Annotated in this window: 2 protein-coding genes; both read right to left on the bottom strand. The window is 71.1% G+C overall.

All coding sequences use genetic code 11. The features are described from left to right. A partial coding sequence (locus H0U68_RS21580; RefSeq protein ID WP_296358960.1) for a ferritin-like domain-containing protein occupies positions 1-1721 on the bottom strand: 1721 nt, incomplete at its 3' end. 78 nt (positions 1722-1799) lie between these two features. Beyond that, on the bottom strand, positions 1800-2176 hold a 377-nt coding region (locus H0U68_RS21575), incomplete at its 5' end, for an Hpt domain-containing protein (protein WP_296358959.1).

Genomic DNA, 2176 nt, shown 5'->3' with positions numbered 1-2176 from the left:
GCGCCGGACGCCAGCGGCTGCGGCAGCGCGCTGCCCTGCCTGGCGGCGAACAGCTTGCGCGCCTGCTGCCAGACCGACGTGCCTTCCAGCGCCACCAGCGCTGCCTTGGCCGCGTCGGTCCAGCCTTCGCCGGTCTGGGCATTGATGGTGGCGGTGGCGCCGCTGTCGAACATCTGCAGCGTGCTGATCGGCGTCTGGCAGCCGCCGGTGCCGGCACCGATGTTCTCCGACGGGATCCACTGGTCGGCCGGACCGAGCAGCCCGCCGCCCTGCACGCTGGAGAGGAAGCCGCAGCCGCCCTGCGCGCCGCAGTCGTTGCCGCCGCCGCAGGTGTGCAGGTCGGCGGTGGCGCAGGCGCCGTTGCCCGCGGCAGTGGCGATGCCGCCCCAGCCGCGCCCGCTGCAGGTGTTGAGGCCCTGGCAGGCGTTGAGCGCGACGCCGTCGGCGGTCCACTGCGCGCGCAGGTTGGCGGTGGTCTCGTCCCAGTGGAACAGCGACAGCGGGTCGGCCGTGTCCATCGCCTGCGCCGCCTGCGCGCCGGTGACGCCGGCGGTGTACTGGTAGCCGATCACCTGGCCGTACTGCCACACCAGCGGCGTGACGTACTTGAACGCCAGCATCGCGTCGTTGAAGCCCGGGCTGGTGGCGGTCTGGCCGCTGTTCGGGCTCAGGGTGCCGCCGGCGAAACCCTGCTGCATGGCGTCGATCAGGTAGCTCCAGATGGTGGAGGCGCAGCCCTGCAGGACGGGCGCGCGCGGCGCCCAGGACGGCAGGTCGGGCGACTGCACGCCGTTGGGCTGGTAGAACATGGAGGCGTTGCCGGGCAGGCGCGGGTCGTCGGCGGCGTGCACCATCGGCGTCTTGTCCAGCGCGGCGATCTGGTCGATCACCGCCTTCACGTCGACGAAGCGCGTGTAGTGCGTCTTGGCGCCCCAGCGCGCGAAGCGGCTGCCCTTCACCGGCTGGAACTGCGGCAGCACCTCGCCGTCGGCGCCCGAGCGGAACAGGCCGCCCACGGTGGACGCCACGAGCCCGCCTTCACCCTGGTCGGTGATGGCGTTGGCCACCGTGCCCACGTCGGTGCGGGTGGAGATGGTGGGGATCATCGGGTAGGTGCTGGCGAAGGTCGCGTAGTTCACCTGCAGGTGGTCCGGCTGGAAGTGCGGATCGTCGCCGGGGCTCACGTTGGCGTAGGCGCGCATATAGCGGCTCAGCAGCGTGAGCGTGGCGTGGTAGAGGTCGGCGATCGACTGGTAGACCACCTGGGGGTTGGGCGGCGGGAAGTCGCTGCCGGCGGGCTTTTCGATGGCGATCAGCGCCTCCATCACGGCCGGCAGGTTGCCGATGGTGGTGGTCAGCGGCGTGCCGGCGGTGGGCTCCAGGTGCGGCACGGTGATGACCTCGCCGGGCGCCACGTTCAGCTGCGGAATCTGCGGCGTGACGCCGAAGGAATTGCACATGTTGCCGGCCAGTTGCAGGTGCAGCATCTCCTGCACCGCCACCGACAGCACCTCCTGCTGCGCGGCGTACAGCGGCGTGGTCTTGCCGCCGTCGGGCGACCAGGCCAGCGCGGCCTCGGTGAACGAGTAGACGGCGGTGAGGTACAGCGGAATGGTCAGAAATTCCACCGTCACGAGCGCCTGCAGGTGCTGCTGGAGCAGCGCGGCGTCGTTGGGCGTGAAAAGGCGGGCTGCATTCTGCAGAACGGCGGCTTGGGTCATGGCTCCTCCTGGGCGACCGCGCGGACGGCGGGCTGGGGGCCATGGTAGCCGGATGGACCGGCGGCGCCAGGGTGTTTGTCAGGAGGCGGCCGGTTCCGCCACGAAGTGCATTTCCAGCTCGCCGATCAGCGCGGCCTGCGCCGTTTCCAGCTCCAGCAGCCGCTGCTGCACTTCCACCGGCGGCGCGTAGTCCTTCAGCGCGCGCTCCAGCGCCGAGGCCAGTTCCTCCACCGCGGTCGCGCCCAGGTTGCCGGCCACGCTGCGGGTGGTGTGGGCCACGCGCTCGGCCGTCGGCATGTCGCCGATGGCCAGCGCGTCGTGGATCTGCGCGCAGACGTGCTTCTGGCCTTCCATGTAGCGGCGCAGCATGGCGATGTACAGCGGCTTCTTGCCCATCATGTGCGACAGGCCCAGCCCGGTGTCGAGGCCCGGCAGGCCGTGCGGCAGGTCGTCGC

The organism is Ramlibacter sp. (assembly GCF_013697775.1).
Classification (GTDB): domain Bacteria; phylum Pseudomonadota; class Gammaproteobacteria; order Burkholderiales; family Burkholderiaceae_C; genus Ramlibacter.
Note: the sequence above shows the minus strand (reverse complement) of the source record. Positions and strands in the feature narration are given on the sequence as shown.